This is a genomic window from Candidatus Peregrinibacteria bacterium, assembly GCA_016699755.1.
Lineage (GTDB): Bacteria > Patescibacteriota > Gracilibacteria > CAIRYL01.
Window position 1 is genome coordinate 1,199,842 of record CP065009.1, and the last position, 21,510, is coordinate 1,221,351.

Sequence of the window (21,510 nt, forward strand, 5' to 3'; positions counted from 1 at the left end):
TCCACAACAAAAAACCCCTCTCCGAATTTCTCCAGAGAGGGGTTTTTGCGTAGTCCCCTTTTACAGGAACACATCTTGATCAGTCACTCTCAAGAATTAGTTCTTGAGGGTGTTCGTGATCTGTGTAACAGAGCTGGTTTCGCCCAAGTCAATCCACTGAACATTAAGTCCATCAAGACCGGTTGAACCACCATCTTTCCAGGTAATATCATCAACTCCTGGTGTAGAAGCATTTACTTCAATAGTTGCAGAAAGAGCGTCAGCATCACCATCGGTATACATATCAGCCTTGACAGTATAGGTCTCACCAGTGCTCAAGATTTCATCGTAGCACTGTTCAGATCCATCACCAGCACATGAAGTACCGGCTCCGTCTACGAGAGAGGTTGTCAGCGTTGCTCCACTCGTGTTTGGATCTCCAACAGTAAGTGTTACAGCTCCTGTTCCACCAACGATAGCATCAGTAACCGCAATGAGCTCGTTCTTTCCGTTGTAGAGGTAAAGAACACCATCATTTGCTGCACAAACACCAGATGTCGACAAACATGCGCTACCCGTTCCCGCAATAGTTACGAGAACACTTGTGAGGAATGGCTCGTCACTTGTGTCACCCGTGCTATCAAGAGTGAACTTCAAAAGCTCTTTTTTAATTCCTGTTGAGAGGCTTGCAGAAGGCTGAGAAGCGGTTTCCGTTGCAATAACTTTGTTATTGAAGACATAAACAGCATCAGCGGTATTTGTTGTGTCATCTGCATCACCGGTAACGAGATCGGCGTCGTTCTCAACGGTAATGTTTGCACCAGCAAGCTCTTGACCAGAATCTGCTCCACGGATAGTTGCGGCATCATTGGCAACGTCGAGGTCGAGTTGTACTTGGAATGCCATACCAGAACGAGCAGTTTGATTTGAAGCTTGGTCATCCATTCCACGGAGATCGGCACGAACCTCAATGAGGGTGCTATCTCCATCGTCGATAACGAGGTCAAGTCCATCAAAGTACACAACTCCACTGCTTACACTTCGACTTACTGGACTTCCGTTTGTATTTTTTACTGCGGTTCCATCGTCGTAGTAGAAGAGAGAAACTTTATCAACAGCGTTTGCATCGTTAGCAACGTCTGCCTGAGCTTCTGCAGAAGAGTAATCATTTGGATCAGCCGTATTAACTCCTACGATATCTACCGTAAGGTCTGCTACTTCAATAGGCTCATCAGTAGCGTCAAACTGAAAGACACCTGCGGTAATACCGGTTGAACCTGCTGGCCAGATTGCGGCAGAAGTTTTGTTGTTATCAAGAGTTACAGTAAGAGATCCATTATCAGCAAGAGTGAAGGTTGCTCCAGAAGGGATGTCTGCACCGTTAGTTACGGTAGCATCATCACCATTTTCATCCTCTACACTTACCGAGTCCACATCAAGATCTTGAATGATTGTGTGAGGTGCAGTTGGATTAGACGAAATATTTGCGGTAAGCAAAATATCGAACTCATCTCCTGCTGGAACAAGAAGTCCATTTATTCCTCCATTTTCATCAAGGCTTGAGAATACAACATCCATTGATGATGATGGATCTGTACGCGTTTCAATTGGAGTAAGGGTGTTTCCTTCTTTTTTCCAGAAAGAAAAGTCATCCACATCACTCGTTGTTGCAGTACCACCATTATCCACAAAGCCGATTCGGCGAATGTAGAGGTCTTCTACATTGTTTGCTCGAACCGTTCCCGACCAGATAACAACATCTTCTGCATCAGAAACAAATGTATCATCTGAAAGGGCTTTTGCCGCAAAGGTCAAGCTTGGCTCAGAAATAGTATATGCCTTTGTTGAAGGATTGGAACTTGGCTTAATACTAAACTCAGCATTTCCCTTGTTCGATTCAACTCCCTTAATAGTAAGGGTAGACATATCGGCAAAGAAGCGATATTTGTCGTTTGCATGAGCATCTGAACTCACGTCTGCCTGAATGGAGAGTTGGAGTTTTTCTCCGGTTTCAACAACTACTTCATCGCTAAATGGAATATCAGTAGTATCAACACCATTTCCTGCACCTGCAGCTCCAACATCACCAGCTGTTGGATCTTCTGGTCCCATGAAGGTGGTTCCTGTTTCGAGGTTTACCAAACGAACATTCGTAATGGTGTCGAAATCTGTAGTATTTCCAGCAGTCTCATCAATTTCTAATTTAAGCGCAAAATTTTTCTTAATTTCAATCGCTTCACCAAGATTTTCGATGGTCAAAATACCAAACTCAACAGCATCGGTATCTGGCGCAACGTCTCGTGTAGAAGAATTCACAGAGAAAGTAATGTCACCTCCCTGAATAGCAATAGAATCGCTTGTTCCTGCATCGGTAAGTGTTACTCCAAATCCGTAGGTAAGTCCTTTTGCTACCACGTCGGAAGCAATGCTGTCGAAGCTTGCCGTAACAGTGCTACTTACTCCAGCAAGGATGTCTCCCTTGACACGAATAGTACGGTTGTCTCCTTCTTTCATAATCCATCCGTGATCATCGTTATCGGTAAACTTAAACGTTGCTTTTTCGCCTTTTGCGAATGGAACAATGTCGGAAATACGCTGACCTTGGAATTCTACATAGAGATTTCCAATATCGCCATCGTCAATTCCGTCAAGCTGAAGAGTAAGTGCCTGAAGAAGAACATCTTCCGCAGAACCAGCCTCAACCTTCATTCGAGCAAGTTCTACTTCGCTCTGTCCCACTTCTACCGTAGTATCGGCAACGCTCTGGAAAGTAAATGTAAGGGAACCAGTTGAAACATTTGCAACGCGCATGTCGTTTCCTCGAATAGGAAAGTCACCCGTTACTTCTACTGATCCACCAGTCTCCGCACCAACGGCAATGATATCAGATGATCCTGCAATGAAGAAATTATGCTCACCACCAGCAGTATTTGCCAACATATCACCAGCAACCACTATGGTTTTGGTGGAACCTGCGGCAATCTCAATTGGCTCGCTCGAAAGGTTGAGCGGCGCAATTTCTCCATCTTTCGTGAAAGATCGGTCAGAACCACGCTGTTCAACATCGTCAAAGATTTTAACGTTATCAACGTCGTTCTCATCACCAAGACCTCCATGAGAAATAACAAATCCGGTTGCCTCTACTGCCTCGTCACCTGTGTTGGTAAGATCAAGAGCGAGGAAAGGAATGTTAGATCCAGTCTGTGGAATGGAAGTTCCTTTTGGATTCTCGCTTGAAAGCGAAACCTCAAGAACTGAGTCAGAAACAGTTGAAGTGGTGTCATCGTCGTCACCAGTAGTGGTGTCATCGTCGTCACCAGTAGTGGTGTCATCGTCGTCACCAGTCATGTTACAAATGTCTTCTCCATTAGCAACCATGATTGAATTGCTGATGATTTTTGCAGACTCTGCACGGGTTACATTTCCGTTTGGAGTAAACATTGTAGAAGAAGTTCCGTTCACAATACAGTGATTGTAAGCGGTTGTAACATACTCATAGAACCAGTCGCCGCTCGAAACGTCGGTGAAAGGTGTCGCAGGAGTAAGCATAGTCTCAATTTCTCCTGTAAGAAGGATAACCTTGAGAGCCGCGGAACGAGTGATTGGACTGTTTGGTCCAAATGTTCCGTCAGCAAATCCCTGTACAATATCCAATCCTTTTGCCACCTCAACATAGTCGAAGTACCACGCGTCCGAAGGAACGTCGCTAAAAGAAGGATTTGCAGGGTCGGCAAACGCATCCGCAAGATCGGATACAGAGTCACCATAGAACGCCTCAAGAGCAAGCTTGGTAAGCTCTGCTCGTGTAAGAGAGTTGTTCGGATAGAACATAGTCTTGGAAGAGCCATCAGCATTTGTGGTGCTGATAATGTCTTGCTCTGCAAGGTCAGTAATATAACTCTCGGCCCAGTGACCGGAGATATCGGTAAAGTGCGGAGTGCCTGCACTTGCTGTTGGCACAGCAACCAAAACGGCGCTGAGTGCCACAGAAAGACCGGCTACACTCGCAACAAAGCGATTGAGCAGATTCATAATTCTGTTCAAAAAAGAGAAAAAAGGTGAACGCACAAAAAATTCCGATATGCTCGGAGTTTCTTATTAGCGAACAAGAGAACCATCGGAAACATTTTTACTTAGAGAAGAACCTACTCGTTTCCGAAAGAGCAGACCCTCAAGGGGAGATGTACATTGCCAAAGATCAAAGAATACTTCTTCACAAAAATAATGGATATCCTTTATATATTTTCCTTTCCAAATTCCTCTTACTCAATATGGGCGGCTTTTCACCGCACCGTGCCAACCTTTTCCCAAAGGAAATATATGGCAAGAACAAAAAATTGTTTATCGTCCGTTGATTTCAAAGAGCAACTCGTAGAGACTTTTTTCTGTCTCCAGACAGAGATGCTTTGTGTTTCCGACACCTTCCCCCCTCGCTTTTTTGCCTCTTTTCTTCCCCCCCTTTTCTCATCGGATGAAAAAGAATACTTGCGGATTTTCGCGAAAGACTTCCAAAAAGTCAATACCTCCTCTCTCTTTCTCCTTTATTTTTCCTTTATTTCCACCCTCTCCTTTGAAAAACCGAACGAAAGCACCTTTTTCATGGTACGCCCTTAGAAACGAGGTAAAAAAGAAAATGTTTCAGTACTTCTTGTTGCATAAAGTTTTTATACATTCTAAAGTACTATTTTTCGGAGTGCATTCATGATAGGGGATTATGTATTTTCCTTCTGTGGAAAGACATATTCGTACGCCTCTCCATCAAAAAACCAGAGAATGCTTTTTTGTTCTGGAAAAAAAAGTGCATCTTTGTCGACATCTTTTTGAAAAAGCACTCGTGGTACCTCCCCCTGACGAGGAAGAAAAGCAATGGAAGAAGGGAGAAAAACAAGTATCGACTCTGAATGTGGAAAAAACCATGCCGCAGTAACAGGTTCAGAAAACTCAGTCAACAAGCGAGATTTTTGAAGAAGGGGGTCTCGAAGAAAGAGTTGGTTTTCTTTTGCATAAAGAAATGTGTTTTTCTCTGGAGAAAATCGAAGGATCGAAAGATCCGGAACATGTGAAAAAAATACTGTTTGTGACGATCCATCACCAAAAAGAACAACTCCTTCTGCGGATAAAGCAGGAGTATCATGAGGAACGGTCGGTATGGCAACAAACGTATCTCTTTCTGCTTCCACAACACGAGCCTCGGAAAAGTCAGAAAAAAGAGCGATATACCCCCTGCCTTTTGGGTCGGTAAGAATATTTTTTTCTCTTCCGACACGGTGTGCCACAGGATCTTGAGACGGAAAAAGAATGTTAAAAACGTTGGTAACGCGCTCCCCTCGAACAAAAATAGAAAAACAAAGAGGAAAAGATGTTTTGGGGAAAAAGCACACCTGATGATCACCAAGGTGTTTCCCAAGAAAAACCCCCGGAGTTTTTCCAAGATATTCACCATCCACCATCGTGGGAATATCGGCAGGAGTTGTCTCAAGAGAAAGTACTCCCGTTGGAACAATATTGTGGTTTTTGAAATCAACTCGAAATCCCTGTGCCCAAAACACCGAAACCCCTCCTCCTACAAAAAAAAGAAGCGACATACACACCCGAAGCCACCAATGGGGAGGACGATTCGAGAAATCAAGCATTTACAGAGAAAAGAGATCAAACCCATCATTTCGATCACGAATTTCAAAGCCACTTTCAAGAACTTTTTGGCGCAACATATCGGCATCATCCCATCGTTTTTCCTTTCGAGCACGCTGGCGCTCTTCGGCGAGTTGAAATATTACATCGGAAGCCACTTTTTCTTTGGGAAAGAAGGAAACACCAAAAACATTTCCAAAAAAGCCAACAGTCTCCCGAAGTTTTTCAAGCGCATCAGGGGTGAAACATTTTTTCTCCGAAATTGTTTTGAGAAAAATATGGAGAGTGGCAATGGCAACGGGAGTATTGAGGTCGTCATCCATGGCAGAAAAAAAGTTATGTTTTGCCTTTTCTAGAGAAGGTTCAATGTCCACAAACGGACATGCTTCGCCACCTTCGCCAATTGTGATTTCTCGCAAGATATTACGGATTCCAGAAAGTCCATTCGCGGAAGCAATAAGAGCTTCTTCTGTCAGATTTAGCTTTGTCCGATAGTGACTTGTGACCAGAAAGAACCGAATTACTTCTGCTGTGTGTCCACGACTTACGAGGTCGCGAAGAGTGAAAAAATTTCCAAGAGATTTGCTCATTTTTTTTCCCTCCACCAACAAGTGTTCGTTGTGTAAAAAATATCGAGTAGGCTCTACGTTATATCCGCATGAAGATTGTGCAACCTCATCCTCATGATGAGGAAAAACAAGGTCAACTCCACCGGTGTGAATGTCGAACGGAAGACCAAGAATCTCCTTTTCCATAGCACTACACTCAAGGTGCCATCCGGGGCGCCCTGGAAGATTTGTTCCAAAAAAATCAAAGTCCCACGCTGGCTCCCCCTCTTTTTTTGCCTTCCAGAGAGCAAAATCAGAGAGGTCATCTTTTTCTGTTTCGTCTGCAAGAGTTCTTGTTCCAGACCGAAGCGAGGAAAAATCAATGTGACAAAGCTTTCCGTAAGAATCGGCTTCTGCCCACTTTTTAACATCAAAAAAAACAGATCCCCCTATTTCCTTTGCAAATCCGCGCTTAAAAATTTTCCGAACTAAATCTTGCATTTCAGGAATGTAGTCTGTTGCTCGTGGAATAGCGAAAAAATCAGAGCGAAAAATGCCAAGGTGCCCCATATCTTCAAAGAATGCTTCTTCATAAAGCCTTGTAAAAGCAGTAAGTGCTTCACGAGGTGGCATTTCAGGGTGCGTGGCACGGGAATCGCGAATGGTTTTGTCATCGACATCGGTAATATTGAGTACCCAATTCACTGCATACTGCTTTCCAAAAAGAAGCCATCGGCGCAAGGTATCTGCCGCAAGGTATGCCCGAAAATTTCCAATATGCGCATAGTTATACACCGTAGGACCACAAGTATAGAGAGAGACTCTCCCCGAATGAAGAGGAATGAATTCTTCTTTTTTTCTCCCGAGTGTATTTAAAAGAGTTAGCGACATTTAAGGCAGAAACACAGAAAGCATTTCTAAGGTACTTTGCCAAAAAGCCACAACCTGTGCAACGCTTAGAATAGAGTTCTTTTTGATACTTCCAAAATGACACAGACACCCTCTTCGCTCCTTCTTGTTGGAAGCGGACCTCTTCCGTCCGAAAAACGGAACGGAGGAAATGCTGGAGGTCTTAGGACAGAGCAATTTCTTCGGTCGATTCCAGAGGGGTTTGATGTGTCAATTTTTGTCGTTGAAAATGAAGAATACAAAGGAATAAAAACAAAAAAAGAAGTTCGACAACTTCGCCATGTTTCGGTGTCTCGACATGACCCAAATATATTTCGACACCTTCGCCAATTTTATTGGCGAAATTCGCCAACATGTGTCGTGGGCGTGAATTTTTTTCCTTGTTATCTTGCAAGCTGTCAAATACCAAAGCATGTTCCATTTTGGGCGGATATGAATGGATGGGCAATGGCGGAAAAGCAAGCTCAAGCCTTCGCTCTTCAGACGAACGACTACATTCCTCTCGCCAAAAAAATGGAAAAGGAAATTCTTGTTCGAGCAGACAAAGTGTCGGTTGTATCGAAAGCACAGAAATATGCTGTATATGGAGAAATGGCAATGATTGGGCTTCTAACAAAAGACAGTTTTCGCCACCCATTTGTCGAAGTTATCGAAAACTCATGTCGACCGCTTTCTTCCGAAGAAGCATTGGCAGAAAAATATTTCCGAGGAAGAGTATGTCCAGAAGATGCCATTATTGCTGTTTGGATTGGTGGCATGAACGCTTGGGCAGATGAGAAAACACTATTTGAAGCATGTGAACTCGTTATGGCGAAAGTGTCGAACTTCTATTTTTTCATGACTGGGACAGATCTTCTTGGTATTGATGAGGAAAGTTATCCTCGTTTCCAAAAACGTGTTAAAAAATCGCGTTTTCACGACCGTTTTCATCTTTTAGGATGGATACCATATGAACATGTTCCCTCACTCCTTAGAGAGGCAGATATGGGAATAAATGTGGATCGAATGTGTGCCGAAACAGAAGTAGGCGCTCGAAATCGTATAAACGAGATGCTACGCTATGAGCTTCCTATTGTAACAACGATGGGAAGTGAGATTGCAGAAATTGTTGGACAATCTGGCGCAGGACTAACTTGCGAAAGTGGGGAGAGCAGAGAAATTGCAAATGCTATTGAAAAGCTTTGTCAGGATAAAAATCTTCAAAAACGGTGTATAGTTGCCGGTCAAACATTGATAAAAACACGATTTTCTGATACACTCCTTCAAAGAGATTTTTGTGCATGGCTCAAAAATCCCACTCACTCTCCCAAGGCAATGCTCAAAAAGAAAGGTGTCTTCTCTGTAGGGTTGTCCTACCTTCGCCATCGCGGAATTCGTGCTTTTTGGGGTCGCGTCCTTCGGGAAGTCTATTCTCGCTTCTCTTAAAACACCCTTCTCGTTATGAGAAAACTCATCCTTATTATTTTGGCACCACTCCTTGTTCTCTTTATTTTATTTCTCCTCTCTCTTGCTGCATGTGGATGTAAATGCACGGAGGGGTCGAGTTGCTATCCCGAGTGTATTTGCAAAGAAAATCCAGATGATCCGAAATGCAAGGGGGGGGCATCTGTGGAGCAGAAAGAAATTGTTTTTTGGAATTTATTTGATGATCAAAGCGCTTTTCGTGGACAAATTGAGGAGTTTGAAAGTCTTCCCGAGATAAAAGCCGCGGGGATTCACATTCGCTACAAAAAGTTTTCGAGCGAAAAAGAATATGAAAAGCTTCTCCTGAATGAAATGGCAGAAGGAGGGGGTCCGGATATTTTTACCCTTCACTACAGCCAAATTCTCCAAAACACTCAGAAGTTTACCCCCGCCCCCACAAGCCTCATAAACGGAGAGATTTTTCGGGAAAAGTTTTCTGATGTCACGAGCAAAATCCTCATTCACAAAAATGACTCAGAGGAAGAAGAGGTTCTTGGTATTCCGCTTTTTGTTGATACACTTGGGCTATATTATAACAACAAATACTTTAAGGAGGTTTTTCCAACAAACCCCAAGCCACAAGAAACATGGGGGGGTATAAAAGAACAAGCGGCACAAATGACAAAAACAAACGGAAACCGCCTCGAACGCTTTGATCTCTCTGGAATTGCAATGGGGAGATCGGACAATATTTTTCGAGCGGTTGATATTCTTAATCTTCTCTTCGTTCAGTACGGAACCCCAATGGTTGATGAAGAAAAAGAAAAAACAGGAATCAGCGCATCAAAAGGCGAAAAGACAAATACTGAGAAGGCCTACGATGAACCAGGAGAACAGGCAATGCTCCTCTTCACAGGATTCGCTAACACCCAAAACAAACACTATTCTTGGAACAATCTCATCACTGCTCGACAAGCAGATGCCAAAGAGTTTGGCGTTTTTGCCCATGGACTCGTGGGAATGATTTTTGGATATGCCACGGATTATGAGCGCATTGTCGCTCTTGCCGAGGAGTACAAAAAGAATAAGGACAGCGATGCCGTGGATAAAAAAGATATTTTTACCATAGAGGCACCTCAACTTATTCCAAAAGGGGAAACAAAGACCGGAGCAGGAGATGCCCTTGCGAATTTTTATCCACTTCTCGTTTCTCGAAACAGTGCATATCCCGAATATGCTTGGGAATTTCTTCTTTTTCTTTCAGAGGAAAACCGTGCTCGCGAATACGCAAAAAATACCCAAAAACCATCAGCTATTCTTTCTGTAAATAAAGAGCAGTGGAGTGATCCGCTCATCGGTCCATTTGCTCGTCAAGTTCCCTATTCAAAAACCATTCCCATGGTTGATAAATCTTCCTACCATGAAATGATAGAGGAGGGGATAAAGACTACCAATAAAAACAGTAAATCCATAAAAGATGTCCTCAATACCATGGAAAAACAATTCCAATGTCTTCTCGACAAATCCCTAAAAAAAGACAGTGCTCTCGATACCGAGTGCCTCCTAGAGAAGTAGCACTGCCTTTTATGAGTTAAGCACTGTTTCCACAGAAGCATGAAGAGCAACCGTCTCTTGCTCTCTTTTTCCGTGTTGACGAATGGTGACGGTCTCTTGCTCTTTCTCTGTATCACCCACAACAAAAAGGAAGGGGATTTTTGAGGTTTCTCCTTCACGAATACGTTTCCCCAGAGTCTCTGTAGCAGAAGATTTTTCCACGCGAATTCTTTTTTCTCGAAGAACAGTAACAACCTGATCGGCGTATGTATCATGTGCTTCTGACACCGGAAGTACTCGTACCTGAATTGGTGCGAGCCACGCCGGAAATGATCCTGCATAGTGCTCGATAAGAACACTCATAAAACGCTCAAGAGAGCCGGCAATAGCGCGATGAATCATAACGGGGCGCTCTTTTTCTCCCTTTTCATTGGTGTACTCAAGTGAAAAACGTTCTGGTTGAACAAAATCCACCTGAACTGTTGCAAGTTGCCACTCGCGACCGATAGCATCTCGAAACTGAAAATCGAGTTTTGGACCATAAAATGCCGCCTCCCCCTCTATTCGCTTATAATCGAGTTTTTCTTCCTGAGCAATTTCCTCAAGCACCTTTTCTGCCTCATCCCAAGAGCTTGCTTCCCCGAGATATTTTTCTGGTGTTTTTGGGTCTCGAACCGAAAGGCTCACCCAATATCCTCCTTGCTCAAACATACCAAGCTTCCCGTAGAATTCACGAATCACCGAAACAATGTTTTTTGATTCTTCTTTTATTTGGGCGATACGACAAAAAATATGCCCGTCATCTTGTGTAAGACTCCTGACACGGGAAAGCCCCAAGAGCTCCCCAGGAAGCTCATCACGATAACATGCGGTAACTTCGGAATATCGAATAGGAAGATCGCGATAGCTTCGCATTCTGCTCGAAAAAATCTGAGCATGATGCGGACAGTTCATAGGTTTCATCACAAATTGCGTATCACCTTTTCCACTTACATGAAATAAATCGTCTTTAAATTTTTGCCAATGTCCACTCTTTTCATAAAGATCCTTTTTCGCAATATGGGGAATATTTACTTTTTCGAAACCATATTTTTCCTGAATTTCTTGAATAGTATCGGCAATTTTATTACGAATGAATGTTCCTTTCGGTGTAAAGAGTGGTAAGCCCGATCCGACAAGTTCGGAAAAGGTAAACAGATCTAGCTCTTGTCCGATCTTTCGATGATCTCGCTTTTTTGATTCTTCTAAGAGCATGAGATGATTTTTAAGATCCCCTGGAGAAGCAAAGCAAAGCCCGTAAATACGGGTCATCTGTTCACGACCGGAATCCCCCTGCCAATAGGCACCAGAAAAATGGGTGAGCTTAACCGCTCCAATTTGTCCAGTGTGCTCTACGTGTGGACCCTCACAAAGATCAACAAACACCTCTCCGTTTTTGTAAAATGAAACAGATGTCACCCCTACTTTTTCGAACTTTTCTACGAGTTCTGCCTTAAAGGGTTGGTTTATTTTTCGGAGAAAGGCCTTTGCCTGATCAATTGGCTCATCAAAACGTTCAAATGGGATTTTTTTTCCAGAAATTTCTCGAATTTTTTTCTCGAGGATTGGAAGGTCTTCGGGAATAAGCGGGCGAGGAAGAAGAAAATCATAGTAAAACCCGTGATTAATGACCGGTCCGGTTCCCATTTTTGCCTCAGGGAAGAGAGAGAGTACTGCTGCCGCAAGAACATGCGCCGCAGAATGCCGTCGCTCATCAATGGTAATTTCTGACATAAAAAGGATAAAGAAAAAACTCCGCTTTTGTTACGGAGCACTTTTTACCAAAACAGGAAAAAAACTCCGCTCATTACAGAGATGTGATTCGCGTTATCGCCTCTGTTGTAAAAATAAGGAAGATCATGCAGGGGTGTATATACCTTTTGTGTGAAAGGCAAAATTCATGAAGAGTGTCGTTCGTCTTTTACTTTCATCTCTGAAAAACCAACATGTTTTCTTTGGAGAGGATCATACATTTTATCTGCCACCTTCTCTTTCGGTACATTCCGATGATTGTTGTGGTACTTGTGTTTCAGAATTTGTCCATTTGGACCAATAATCACAACCACTTTTTTCTTCTTTCCGCGCGGCATCTTTAAAAAATTCAAAAGAAAGACCGGATTATTCTGTCAACTTCTCTTCCAAGAGTCAAATATTTGTTTTTTAAGCTCCTGATGAAGAAATGGAAGAGTCAAAATGAGACAGGACTCCCGAGAAATTTTGAAGTACAGCGTCATATTTCGTACCCCATCAACACAAAAAAGACGCTTAGTGGTGAAATTTCTCATGGATTTCGTGCAGGTTTCGGTCTGTGAGGTGTGTATAAATTTGGGTGGTAGCAATGGTACTGTGTCCGAGCATTATTTGCACCGCACGAATATCTGCGCCGTTTTGGAGAAGCGTGGTGGCGAAAGAGTGGCGAAGTGTGTGTGGTGTAACGTGTTTTACAATTCCTGCCGAAAATGCCGCATTTCGAACAACGGTCTCCACTACACCACGGGTAAGCCTTCGTCGTTGCCCGTCGACAATGTCGTCTTTTGACTTCCTTGCATACGAAAGAAACAATGGCGAGAGGTTGTCGGTTCGCTTTTTGAGATAGTCTTGAAGCGCATCAGCTGATCTGCTTGTAAGAAAAACGAGTCGCATTTTTTGCCCCTTTCCTCTCACGGAAAATTGACGCGTTTTTAAATCCACGTGTTCACGATTCAGCGAACACAATTCGGAAACACGAAGTCCTGTGGAATAAAGGGTTTCACAGATAGCGTAATTTCTCGCCTCAAATAGCGTTTCTCGTGGCATATCACAAAAGAAACGTTCGGTTTCTTCGGCGGTTAAAAAATCTACCGTTCTCTCGGGAAGTTTGGGGAGATCGACCTTTTCTGCGGACAAACATTCAATATCGTGTCGCTGAAGGTACTTTAAAAAACTTCGGAGCGCACAAAGATGGTAGTTTTGTGTGCGAAGAGAAAGCGGTGGAGACGCCCTGTTCATAAAAATTCGAAAAGACTGAACTGTATTTTGAGTGATTTCTTTTGGCTCCTTTTTGTCTCCCACAAGCGAAAGAAAACGATTCAAGTAGTGTCGGTAATTCTCGAGTGTTCGTGGGCTTCTGTTTTTTCCGATTTCGAGAAAAACAAGAAACTCTGAGACCAGTTCTCCAAGTGGTTTTTGTTTTTGTGTGTTCATTTTTGTGGAAAAACCGGAAGGAGTTCAATGTGCGAAATTTGTTTTGAAGAAATGGTTTCCCCAAGAAAACGAGACCCAAGCTCCCGAAAACGCGTTGCATCATCTGTTGTTAAAAACCGACACACACCATTTTGAGAAAGTGTTTGCTCTATCTCCCTGTGTCGAGAAAGATAATTTACAAAATTCCTTGCTTGTGCCACTCCAGAATTAATAATAACACATTGTTTTCCCATTTTTCTTTGAAACTCCTGAAGCAGGAGTGGATAATGCGTACACCCAAGAATGAGAGTATCAATATTCGCCTCCTTAAGGGGGCGAAGATACTTTCGAAGAATCATTCGCGTTTCTGGTTTTTTTATCCATCCTTCTTCCACAAGCGGTACAAGAAGGGGGGCAGGGGCGGAAGTAATTTTTGGAATTTGCTCTGCTCGTGTATCCGCAGGATGATACAAGAGTGAAGTAAGCTTATTGAGTTCTTTTTCATAATTTTTTGATGCCACCACGCCTCTTGTGGCGAGCACCCCAATACGTCCAAAACGAGTTTGAGCAAGGGCTTCTTCTGCCGCAGGAATAAGAACGCCGAGAGTTTTTTGGTGTGGATACTTTGATTGCAAATATCGAAGCGCATCTGCACTCGCCGTATTACACGCCACAAGCACTATCTTTGCGCCTTCTGCAAAAAGGCGCTGTACCCCCTCTTCAGTAAAGCGCGTTACAGCACTTGTGCTCCGTGAGCCATACGGCGTTCGTGCAGAGTCTCCTAAAAAAAGAATATCGTATTGTGGGAGGATGCGTCGCAATTCACGCACTGTTGTAAGTCCACCAAATCCGGAATCAAAAATACCAATCATGTGCTCTTAGAGACTATGCAAGAGAAGCATACTCTTTTTCAAAAGGATTGTTGAATACTGAAGTTTTTCTTAATGTTTCTTTTGTGTTGTATTTCTCCATTTTGCAAAGAAAAAGACCTCTTCCATTTCAGGAAATCGAAGCCAAAGTGCACCCCCAATAAAAAAAGATCCTCCCACAACAATTCCTCCGAGGAGGCGAAAAAAAACAGAAAAATCACCAGAAACCATGAGAAAGCTCATCACTACTAGTGCATCAAAAAGAGAAAGGGCTCCAATCCGAAGAACCCGAAGAAGAAAATCGCGTAAAAAGAGAGATGGATTTTTTCGGAGAAAAAGGGTCATCAAAAAGAAACACTCTGCAATAGCTCCTGAGGTAAATGCTACTCCAAAAATTGCGGCGCCACTTTTAAGATCAAATCTTACCACTAAGACGGCTACTACAAAAAAAAGGAACTTTCCGAGTGCTGGAAAAAGAGTGTTTTTTTGCGCTAAAAATGCACGAGAAAAAAGGTGTGTGAGCGATTCAAAAGGTGTTGCTATAGCAACACCCACTAAAACAGATGTCACCAAAATTCGCGAATGTTCATCAAAAGAACCGCGCTCAAAGAGTGCTTCCACAACAATATTTGCCACAAGCACAAGCCCAATTGTGGCAGGAAGAGTGAAGAAAAGAATTTGTGATGCGGACTTTAGGAGTCTCCTTTGAAAAGCCTCCTCTTTTTTCTCTGTAAAAAACCCAGAAAGAAAAGGGAGTGCCGCCGTGGCAAACGCAACCCCAAAAAGAGAAACAGGAAGACTTTGAATATTTCTCGCAAGATTCCACGCGGAAAGACTACCCTCTGGCATTTTTGATGCGAAAACGGCAAATACAAAAAGTGTTGCTTGAAAAAAAATAAGTCCCAGTGTTTTTGGAATTCCTAAAAGAAAGATGGATTTTAGCTCTGGAGAAAAAGAGATTTTTGGAAGAAGAGAGAGATTAAGAGATCGAAAATCAATAAGCCGTGAGCCAAGATGAAGGAGTGCGCCAAACACAGCTCCCCATACGGCGGCGTAAATCCCTATGGACTCTGAAAAAAAAAGAATTCCTCCAATAATTCCGATATTGTAAAGCACAGGAGAGAGTGCCATAGAAAGGAAGTGTTTTCTTGCCAAAAGAATCATTCCAATGGTGTTGGAAAGACAAAAAAGAAATGGTGAAAGAAGAAGGATTCTTGTAAGATGGGTTATTTGTTCAATTTGATCCTGTTCCATCTCAAAAAAGAAAGGGAGAAGAAATGGAGTAATGCAAAAGAAAAGAGCAGAAACAACTGCAACAAAAAAAGAGAGGAGTGTAAGGAAGCTTCGAAATACATCTTCCGCCAAAAAAGAATTCTTTTGCTCTGAAGAATGGAACACTGACAAAAGCCCTCCAGAAATAAACCCCATTGCCAAAAACGAAAAAAGGAAGTCTGGAAGAACAAAGGCAGAAAAAAAAGCATCAGCTTTAAGAGAGGTTCCAAAATGATTTGTGAGTAAAATATCTCGAAAAAGCCCAACACCATAACTCAGAAGATTTGCGAGTAACAAAAGCAGTGCTCCAGCACCGGCGCCAAGAGGACCAAAAAAGGGTTTCATCTTGAAAAGAATACCGAAACAGAGTCTTGTTTGTGAACCCCTTGTTTTCTTGCGATATATTGAATATTTCGGCAGTATCTCATTTGCATTTTTAAGATACCATATGAAAACAGATATTTTAGAAACAATAAACACAGTGGTTTCTAAATTCCTCAGTGCCCTCGATTTTCCTTATACAAAAATAGAGATCGTTGAAGAGAGTGAAATATTACGAATTAATATTCAGACTGATCGAGCACCATTTCTTATTGGAACCCATGGAGATCGTCTAGATGCACTTCAACATATTATTAAAAAAATTATTTGGAATAGTATTCCGCACTCAGAAGAAGAAAGTATTTCCCTTGTGGTAGATGTTGATGGGTACCGAAAAAATCAAGAAGAGAAAATTCTTCGTATTGCGCAAGAAAAGGCAGATGCCGCAAAAAATAGTCAGATAAGCCAGCTTATGCCCTCACTTGATCCATATCTTCGAAAACGAGTTCATTTGTATATCAAAGAGGTGTATCCCGAGCTTACAACAAAAAGTATTGATGGAGATGGTCCACGGAAGCGGATTCAAATTCTTATGGGTTAATTATGCGGCTATCTGAAGTCTTTCGACTTTCACTTATTTTACTTTCGCGGAAAAAAATTCGCTCATCCTTTTGCGCAATTTCCATTGGAATTGGTGTTTTTTTCTGTCTTATTTTCTTTGGAATTGGCTCTACAGTAAACACTTTATTTTTTATTCCGCTTTTTGAGGAACAAAATCAAAATGAACTCCTTATTGTGAAAACAAAAAAATCATCAATTGATTTTTTTTTGGGAAATGGAAAGCTTACTGAAAAAGATGTGGAGGTTTTTCGGAATACAGAAGGGGTGACAGCAGTTGGAAGACAGCTTTTACTTGGATTTCCAAACTCACTTCGCATTAATATGTTTGGCTTTGTTTTTGAAACTGATAGTCCAATATTTGGTGTGGATCCACTTATTGCTAATATTTCCCCGGAAGAGTTTACAAAAAATGAACGTGGCGTCCCTTCTATACTTTCTCCACAACTTCTACTTCTTTATAATTCTACTATTGCAGATGCCTCTCTCGGGGTTTCCCGCTTTTCTGAAGAAGAAATTCTTGGAAAATCTTTCTCTTTCTTGTTTGGTTCTTCCTCTTTACTTGGTGTTTCACTTACTCAAAATAAAAACCAAGAAGAAAAAGGATATATTGCCGCACTTTCACCATTTGTTCCTGCTATTGGAGTCTCTATTCCTCTTGGTTTCGCTCAAGAAATAAACAAAAAAATCGGAAATATTTCTCCAGAAAACTCAATTTATACTCAAGTTTTTCTTCAGGCAGATTCCGCAAAAAGTGCCGCATATATTGAAAAAAAACTCTCTCAGAAGGGGTATTTTATTCAAAATGCCGAAACTCTTCGTTCAGAAATGCGAAATATTCTTTTTTCATTTTTTGCAGTGCTTATTCTTACTGGCGGAATTATTCTTTCTCTTTCTATACTTCTTCTTTCTTCTTTTTTCTCGGCACTTATTACTCAACATGCGTACGATATTGGGCTTCTTCTTATTCTTGGAATGCAAAAAAAGAAGGTATTTCTTATTTTTGGCGCACAAGCACTTCTTCTTGTTGGTATTGGAACGTGTTTAGGGTTTTTTGGGGCGTTTTCTGTCTTTTCACTTCTTTTGCAAAAAATAACAGATGTCTTTTTTGGAAACACTATTCTTTTTTCTGAATTATTTTTTCCAAAACAAGAGATTATTTTATTTGCAGTGTTTCTTCTTTTGACCACACTTTTATTTATTCTTCTTCCTCTTGTTTTTTTCTTCAAAAAAGAGCCACTCGAAATACTTCAAAAATAAAATACCACCTCCACTTCTACAGAAAAAACTATTTTTTATACATCACCATACACTGCAAACCGCACTCGCTCAAAAATATCTGTAAAAGAAATTTTTCCAGAAATAAATTCTAAAACTGCCTGTTCATTTGCTTGATTCATTACCTTACACCTCTTTTTTTTAAGTGCGTCTCGAGCAAAAATAAGAGAAGGAAAACGTTCTTCATCTACTTTTTGAAATGTAAGTGTTTTTCCAAAAAAAGATGTTTTTGGAAAGAGGAGTGGTGGATGATTTGGATAAAAAAGTGAATATGCTATAGGAATGCGCATATCTGGCATCCCCATTTGCCCAACAACCGACCCATCACAAAACTCCACTGCAGAGTGAAGAAAAGATTCTGGATGCACCACAACTTCTATTTTTTCTGGCAAAACACCAAAGAGATACACTGCCTCAATAAGTTCCAATGCTTTATTCATAAGTGTTGCGGAATCAACAGATATTTTTTGCCCCATTGACCAATTTGGGTGTGCAACAGCTTCTTGTGGAGTAACAGAAGAAAATCGGGATTTTGGCCATTTCTCTACATCAAAAAATGGACCCCCTGAACATGTGAGAAAAATTCGGGAAACTTCTTTTTGTTGTCCAGAACGAAGACATTGCCAAATAGCAGAGTGTTCTGAATCGATTGGTCGAATCTTTTTTTTATGTTTTTTAGCAAGAAGAAGAATTTCTTCCCCTTCTTCTACTAATGCTTCTTTTGAAGCTAAAAGAAGATGTTTTCCGCTTTTTATAATCTCTTTTGCTAATAAAGGTGATAATGGTCCTGAGGTTGCTAATATCGCCATATCTGCATCTGTTTCTCGTATAAGCCGAAGAAGCCCCTCTTCCTTGAAAAGTATATTTTTTTGAGAATTTTTTTCTTCCGGAGAAGAAAAAAGAGCAACACGGGGAAGAGAAAATTCCTCTTGAAGACGAAGAAGTTTTTGAATATTTGTATTTGCTGATGCACCAACAAGTAAAAATTGGTCTGAAAATTCTCGAAGTACCTCACAAGTTTGTGATCCAATAGATCCAGTTGCTCCTAAAAGGAGTACTTTTATTTTTTTCACCTGTTTTATATTTTAAGAGGCATAATAATATGTGTTAACCCTTCCTCATTTTTAGAACACACCATAATAGGATTTAGCTTCTCTCCAAATCGCAAAAGAACCTCAGGGTCTTTAAAAACCAAAAGAATATCTAAAAGAAACTGAGCATTAAGTGCTACGGCACTTTCACCACCAGTGCTTTTTATAGAAATAACCGACTCTTCGGTTCCAATTTCTGTTGCATCTGTTGTTATTCTCATTTCTTCTTTGGAGCAAAAAAGTTTAATATTATTATTATTCTCACGAGCAAAAATACCAACCCTGCGTACAGTTTGTATAAGCTCTTGTCGTGAAACACTTACCTCGTTTTGATGTCCTTTTGGAAGGATTTGTTGATAATTTGGAAAATTCCCCTCAATAACTCGTGATATAATTTTTACAGAGTTAAATGAAAGGAGAATTTGATGTTTTGAGAAGACAATTTCCACATCCCCCTCCTCTTCAGATAAAAGAATTCGTTCTGTGTCGAGAAGTGTTTTTGCAGGAATAATACATGAAACATTGTTTTTTACTCCTTTTTTGAGAGGAATTTTTTTCTCTGAAAGACGATAACTATCTGTTCCAACGAGAGTAATATTTTTCTCTTCCGCAATAAACAATATTCCCGAAAGCACTGGTCGTGTTCCAAAAGCGGCAGCACAAAATACCACTTGCTCAAGTGCTTTAGAAAATATTTTCTTGTCAATAACAACTATCTCTTCTTTTTCGACGACAGGAAGAATAGGAAATTCATCAGCAGAAACACCAAAGAGTGTTGTTTTCGTCCCTAAAGCCTGAAAAAGTATCTTTTCTCCTTCAAGTCGTGTACATCCCATTTCTTCTCCAGGGGCAAGCTTTACCCAAGAAATTAAAGTTTTTGCAGGGATTGTTGTTTTTCCTTCATTTACTACTTTTGCTGAAACAGTTGTTGTTATTGATATTTCAAGATTTGTAGCCGAAAGTTCTATTCTTTGACCTTCTGCAACAATAAGAATGTTCTCGAGCACAGGGAGTACACCTATTCCTCCTACTGCTTTTTGAACCACACTAAGTGCCTGTAAAAATGATTCCCTATGACAGGAAAACTTCATAAAAAAACAATAATTCTTCTAGGGTGATTCTTTCATAAAAGAAATAAGGAGGCAAGAAAACAAAGTCTTTTTCAAATATTTCTTTTTTTTGACGAACAATGTCGATTTTTTCTTCCAAAGGTGACTTCTTTTTATTTTCTTAAGAAAAATATTTCTTTTTTTAAATAAAAAAACCCTCTGTGAAAAAAAGGGAAAAAAGTGGAAAATACTCTTTTGTATACCTTTTTGTTTTCAAGAAACAATATGTCGAAGTTTGGCGAAAAAAAGTGAACATTTTTCTATCTGCTTAATATCTATGATTTTCTTTTTTTCGACAGAAAGCGACAATTTATGGTGAACAAAAAAAATGAAACAAAGAAGAAGTCTGTTTTTTTTCGCTTGAAAAAGCGAAAAAAAAAGAACAGAAAAAGTGATCATTCTGAATATCTTAGAAATCTTTTCGTGTATCCACAGAGAAGGTGTTTTTTTTTCTTATTTCTGATGTTGTAAAAGAGAGGAAAGTGTTTTCTGGAACATCTTGTATACAAACCCCTCCTGCTCCTAGAAAACTTTCTGCTCCAATTTTTATTCCCGGCATAATACTTGTATTAATACCAATACGAACGTTTTCACCAATAATAGAGCCAAATTTTATAAGACAAGAATTTATTTTTTCTCCTTTAATATCAGAGGAAACTTCTTTTTCATCAAGACGAAGATTTCCTGTTTGTGTTCCTGCACCGAGAGAGACATTTTTTTGAAAAACACTGTCTCCAATAAAATTTCGGTGTGTCCAACATGAGTCACTAATAATACTTCGTGCAATTTCTGTGGTGTGACCAATAACACAGTTATTTTCAATAATAGAATCGCGTACAAGTGTGTGGTTCGCCACTATGGTGTTTTTTCCAATATATGCGGGTCCTTGGATAACCGCAAAATCAAAAATTCGAGCTTCTTCTGAAATAATAACATTTCCGCGAACAACAGCATTTTTCGATATTTGTGCAGAAGGATGAATTTCTTGTTGTTGAATACTTTTTAAAAACCATTCTCGTAAAACAAGAAAATGCCACGGATATTTAATTGCCTGCCAAAATCCACTATATTCTAAAACCTCTGCATCTCCACCATCAGAAAACCACTCTTGAAGAATTTCTTCATAAAAATCTCCTTCTTTTCTCTTTTTGAGACGCGCAAAAAGATTTACAGGGTGTCGGTAAAAATGAATAAGAAGAGAAACCAAGTTACTCGGCTCTGTTCCAGGTGTTGGTTTTTCCACAATACTAATAATTCGTCCGGAGTCATTTACTGAAAGATATCCACCAGGAAAATAACTCTCCACTTTTTTTGCCACCAAACATATTTCTGTCGACGATTTTTTTGTCTTCTCTAAGAGGTTTAGAAAGACATTGTTTTCCACAATGTCATTTGAACAAACGATGCAAACCGGCTTCTCTTGCGAGGTAAAATTTTCTGCGGAAAGAATTCCACCACGCTGTCCTTCTTTAAGATTTTCTTGAACCGCAAAAGAAAATTTCCCCGGAAGAGGTGCACAGATCTCCTGTATACGACTAATATTTTCTTTATTTCCCACTACACAAATTTCATAAAGCCCTGCAGAGAGAAGTGTTTCTATTTGGTGTTGGAGAATGGATTTTCCAAGAATAGAAAAAAAAATTTTTTCGCGAATCGGCCAGGTACGTGTGCTTTTTCCTGCGGCAAGAAGTATGACAGAAGGGGTCATGAGCTGGTGAAAACAAAG

General features: G+C 40.7%; 15 protein-coding genes. 4 read left to right on the forward strand and 11 right to left on the reverse strand.

Annotation, left to right across the window (positions count from 1 at the left end; translation table 11 throughout):
* Positions 1-96: 96 nt before the first annotated feature.
* The 3 genes from IPN35_05385 to IPN35_05395 form a co-directional block, all read right to left on the reverse strand.
* Complete coding sequence (locus IPN35_05385; protein ID QQS58988.1) at positions 97-4,023, reverse strand: S-layer homology domain-containing protein; 3,927 nt, start codon at positions 4,021-4,023, stop codon at positions 97-99.
* A gap of 668 nt (positions 4,024-4,691) precedes the next feature.
* Positions 4,692-5,612 carry a hypothetical protein gene (locus tag IPN35_05390; GenBank protein ID QQS58989.1) on the reverse strand — a complete coding sequence of 307 codons (921 nt, stop codon included), beginning with the start codon at positions 5,610-5,612 and terminating at the stop codon, positions 4,692-4,694.
* Complete coding sequence (locus IPN35_05395; protein ID QQS58990.1) at positions 5,613-7,049, reverse strand: cysteine--tRNA ligase; 1,437 nt, start codon at positions 7,047-7,049, stop codon at positions 5,613-5,615.
* Between the two features lie 96 nt (positions 7,050-7,145).
* Here IPN35_05395 and IPN35_05400 point away from each other — a divergent pair, with 96 nt between their 5' ends.
* Together IPN35_05400 and IPN35_05405 are read left to right on the forward strand one after the other, a co-directional pair.
* Positions 7,146-8,492 carry a glycosyltransferase gene (locus IPN35_05400; protein ID QQS58991.1) on the forward strand — a complete coding sequence of 449 codons (1,347 nt, stop codon included), beginning with the start codon at positions 7,146-7,148 and terminating at the stop codon, positions 8,490-8,492.
* A 15-nt stretch (positions 8,493-8,507) separates the two neighbouring features.
* Positions 8,508-10,046 (forward strand): extracellular solute-binding protein, encoded by a 1,539-nt coding sequence (locus IPN35_05405; protein QQS58992.1) that lies wholly within the window; start codon positions 8,508-8,510, stop codon positions 10,044-10,046.
* Positions 10,047-10,055: 9 nt separating this feature from the next.
* On the opposite strand, the gene IPN35_05410 is transcribed toward IPN35_05405, so the two are convergent.
* The 5 genes from IPN35_05410 to IPN35_05430 all read right to left on the reverse strand — a co-directional run bounded on the left by IPN35_05410 (position 10,056) and on the right by IPN35_05430 (position 15,712).
* The gene (locus tag IPN35_05410; GenBank protein ID QQS58993.1) at positions 10,056-11,798 is read right to left on the reverse strand and encodes a threonine--tRNA ligase; all 1,743 of its coding nucleotides are present in this window, start codon (positions 11,796-11,798) and stop codon (positions 10,056-10,058) included.
* Positions 11,799-11,962: 164 nt separating this feature from the next.
* Positions 11,963-12,154, reverse strand: coding sequence for a hypothetical protein (locus IPN35_05415; protein ID QQS59946.1), 192 nt, complete (start codon positions 12,152-12,154; stop codon positions 11,963-11,965).
* Positions 12,155-12,329: 175 nt separating this feature from the next.
* Positions 12,330-13,247, reverse strand: a complete 918-nt coding sequence (locus IPN35_05420; protein QQS58994.1) for a tyrosine-type recombinase/integrase — start codon at positions 13,245-13,247, stop codon at positions 12,330-12,332.
* Positions 13,244-14,098, reverse strand: coding sequence for a glutamate racemase (gene murI / locus IPN35_05425; protein QQS58995.1), 855 nt, complete (start codon positions 14,096-14,098; stop codon positions 13,244-13,246). Before murI ends, IPN35_05420 begins: the two co-directional genes overlap by 4 nt.
* Before the next feature lie 69 nt (positions 14,099-14,167).
* Positions 14,168-15,712: a hypothetical protein gene (locus tag IPN35_05430; GenBank protein ID QQS58996.1), complete on the reverse strand. Its 1,545-nt coding sequence runs from the start codon at positions 15,710-15,712 to the stop codon at positions 14,168-14,170.
* Between the two features lie 103 nt (positions 15,713-15,815).
* On the opposite strand from IPN35_05430, the gene IPN35_05435 reads away from it, so the two are divergent.
* Together IPN35_05435 and IPN35_05440 are read left to right on the forward strand one after the other, a co-directional pair.
* Positions 15,816-16,289 (forward strand): hypothetical protein, encoded by a 474-nt coding sequence (locus IPN35_05435; protein ID QQS58997.1) that lies wholly within the window; start codon positions 15,816-15,818, stop codon positions 16,287-16,289.
* Positions 16,290-16,291: 2 nt separating this feature from the next.
* Positions 16,292-17,566, forward strand: coding sequence for an FtsX-like permease family protein (locus IPN35_05440; GenBank protein QQS58998.1), 1,275 nt, complete (start codon positions 16,292-16,294; stop codon positions 17,564-17,566).
* 35 nt (positions 17,567-17,601) lie between these two features.
* Here IPN35_05440 and IPN35_05445 read toward each other — a convergent pair whose 3' ends face one another.
* From IPN35_05445 to IPN35_05455, 3 genes are all read right to left on the reverse strand, one after another.
* Positions 17,602-18,657 carry a 1-deoxy-D-xylulose-5-phosphate reductoisomerase gene (locus tag IPN35_05445; protein QQS58999.1) on the reverse strand — a complete coding sequence of 352 codons (1,056 nt, stop codon included), beginning with the start codon at positions 18,655-18,657 and terminating at the stop codon, positions 17,602-17,604.
* A gap of 5 nt (positions 18,658-18,662) precedes the next feature.
* Positions 18,663-19,766 (reverse strand): DNA polymerase III subunit beta, encoded by a 1,104-nt coding sequence (gene dnaN, locus IPN35_05450; protein QQS59000.1) that lies wholly within the window; start codon positions 19,764-19,766, stop codon positions 18,663-18,665.
* A 427-nt stretch (positions 19,767-20,193) separates the two neighbouring features.
* Positions 20,194-21,492: an NTP transferase domain-containing protein gene (locus IPN35_05455; GenBank protein ID QQS59001.1), complete on the reverse strand. Its 1,299-nt coding sequence runs from the start codon at positions 21,490-21,492 to the stop codon at positions 20,194-20,196.
* Positions 21,493-21,510: the final 18 nt, after the last annotated feature.

Bases quoted from the DNA above. Each gene is read 5' to 3' on its own strand.
- murI (QQS58995.1), bottom strand. From the start codon at position 14,098: ATGATTGGTATTTTTGATTCCGGATTTGGTGGACTTACAACAGTGCGT.
- dnaN (QQS59000.1), bottom strand. From the start codon at position 19,766: ATGAAGTTTTCCTGTCATAGGGAATCATTTTTACAGGCACTTAGTGTG.
- IPN35_05415 (QQS59946.1), bottom strand. From the start codon at position 12,154: ATGCCGCGCGGAAAGAAGAAAAAAGTGGTTGTGATTATTGGTCCAAAT.
- IPN35_05455 (QQS59001.1), bottom strand. From the start codon at position 21,492: ATGACCCCTTCTGTCATACTTCTTGCCGCAGGAAAAAGCACACGTACC.
- IPN35_05410 (QQS58993.1), bottom strand. From the start codon at position 11,798: ATGTCAGAAATTACCATTGATGAGCGACGGCATTCTGCGGCGCATGTT.
- IPN35_05420 (QQS58994.1), bottom strand. From the start codon at position 13,247: ATGAACACACAAAAACAAAAACCACTTGGAGAACTGGTCTCAGAGTTT.
- IPN35_05405 (QQS58992.1), top strand. From the start codon at position 8,508: ATGAGAAAACTCATCCTTATTATTTTGGCACCACTCCTTGTTCTCTTT.
- IPN35_05395 (QQS58990.1), bottom strand. From the start codon at position 7,049: ATGTCGCTAACTCTTTTAAATACACTCGGGAGAAAAAAAGAAGAATTC.
- IPN35_05430 (QQS58996.1), bottom strand. From the start codon at position 15,712: ATGAAACCCTTTTTTGGTCCTCTTGGCGCCGGTGCTGGAGCACTGCTT.
- IPN35_05435 (QQS58997.1), top strand. From the start codon at position 15,816: ATGAAAACAGATATTTTAGAAACAATAAACACAGTGGTTTCTAAATTC.
- IPN35_05440 (QQS58998.1), top strand. From the start codon at position 16,292: ATGCGGCTATCTGAAGTCTTTCGACTTTCACTTATTTTACTTTCGCGG.
- IPN35_05400 (QQS58991.1), top strand. From the start codon at position 7,146: ATGACACAGACACCCTCTTCGCTCCTTCTTGTTGGAAGCGGACCTCTT.
- IPN35_05390 (QQS58989.1), bottom strand. From the start codon at position 5,612: ATGCTTGATTTCTCGAATCGTCCTCCCCATTGGTGGCTTCGGGTGTGT.